Origin of the sequence: Streptomyces sp. NPDC006265, from assembly GCF_040613555.1 — a bacterium.
In the GTDB taxonomy this organism is placed as follows: Bacteria; Actinomycetota; Actinomycetes; order Streptomycetales; family Streptomycetaceae; genus Streptomyces.
Window position 1 is genome coordinate 1 of record NZ_JBEXSH010001279.1, and the last position, 1,821, is coordinate 1,821.

Genomic DNA, 1,821 nt, shown 5'->3' on the forward strand with positions numbered 1-1,821 from the left:
CCATCGACGTGATCTGAGAGGCACGGCGGCAAAACGTCCGCTGTCACGGTGCAAACCCGAGGGCACCGTCACCTGATGCAGCGGACTCGCAGCTTGCATCGCCGGTGAAGGCCCCCGGCACAGCCTGCGGCAGGCGCGCCATTCGGCCGTCATACGAGCAACACCCCCCTTCTGTCATTTCGTCTCGACCCGAGCCGGAAAGTGGCTCGGGTCTTCCACCAAAGGAGAGTGGCATGACCACATCAGCATTGCCCGCGTCGCTGGCCGATGAGCAGACGTCGGATCCGGAGCAGACGAGCATCAAGACCCTCGGGTACGCGAACCGGTTCTCCGTGTGGGACTCCGAGTTCCGCTACGACGGCCGCATCCGCGTTCCGGCGGGCGTCAAGATCTCCAAGGTCGAGTACGCCTACTACGGCCAGGACAGCAAGAACTACATCACCGCCAATGTCGTGCCCCGGGGCCAGATGGGCATCAACCAGGAGTACGAGGTCATCGACCTGACATTCCTGGAGGACTCGGACGTCCTCACCTTCACGCTGCGCGGCGACCTCAACGTCGACGCGGCCCCGGAACAGGGCCAGTACAGCCGCACGTACCAGCTCGGCGTGCGGCTCAGCCTCAACGACGGCACGACCCGCACCACCCACGTGCCGGTGGAGGCCCTCTGGCCCCACTACGACGCAGGCAAGGGGTATGCCGGGCGGCCGTTCGTCCGTCTGCCGTACGACACCGGCTGGGGCGGGAAGCCCAACAGCCAGGCCGGCTTCGGCTACGTGTCCGACAACGGCTACATTGCCGAGAAGTTCATCATCGACCTGGTCAATCCCCGCCAGGGCATGGACAATCTGGCCAGCAACTACAGCGACCACGTGTACTACCAGTTGGTGCACGAGGACGGCACGCCGTCCCACCTCACGCCCGCACCGGTCAAGCTGAACGTGAAGGGCCACGCGGACGGCGGGACCGGCAACAAGCACATCCTCGAGGCCGTCAACCTGCGCGACGCAGGCGACAAAACCGGGTACTACCGGTTCCTGGTCTGGCCGCAGTCCATCGACAGCGCCAGCGGCAAGACCAGCATCCTGAGCTGGGACCGGAACAAGCTGGAGGACGCCTTCCAGATCGGCAGCGTCTACTACCGCTACACCGCCCCTCTGGGAGCCAGCTTCTCTGTCGCACCGGGGGGACCCCCCGACGTCAAACTGGCCGTCGGCGGTCCCGTCGGCTACCCCGGAGTCCACCTGTCGACCGACGACGGGCCCGTGCCCGTGCAGACCGTCCAGGTCAGCCTCCCGCAGGGAATGGGGCTGCAGTTCGTGGAGGAAGGCAACCCCGGCTACATGCTGACCGTGATGGACTCCGACGGAGCGGTGAAGAACTACCCCGGTCAGCTGTCCCAGGACGGCCAGACACTCACCTTCTCCAAGGTCAACCTGGCACTGGCGGGCAAGTCCTCCACGTCCACCGCGTGGGTAGCGGTCAGGGCCACCGACCCCGACGCCACGGGCCGCACGACTTTGACGTTCCAGGTCGGAAGCGAGACGAGCCAGAGCACCCCCGTAGAGGTTGGCGCCCGCTGACCGCTGAGTGCCTGCACCAACGCTCGGAGTGGGGGCGGACAGAAACACCCGCCCCAACCCGCTGCCCCCCTACATGCGGCAAGTTGCCCCAGGACGCGTGAGTTGCCGCTAACCCGACCACGGCTGGCCAGCGGGTCCTGCGTCGCTGTGCGCCGTCCGGAGCGGGGAGCTGTATCCCCCTGGCGTGTGTGCGGCACTCCACTGCCTGGCTTTGGTGACGGAACGCCGGGCATCGTCC

Annotated in this window: 1 protein-coding gene; it reads left to right on the plus strand. The window is 66.6% G+C overall.

From position 1 onward, the window contains the following. The first annotated feature begins 233 nt into the window (after positions 1–233). Positions 234–1,583: a hypothetical protein gene (locus ABZ281_RS47975; protein ID WP_356664990.1), complete on the plus strand. Its 1,350-nt coding sequence runs from the start codon at positions 234–236 to the stop codon at positions 1,581–1,583. The last annotated feature ends 238 nt before the right edge of the window (positions 1,584–1,821 follow it).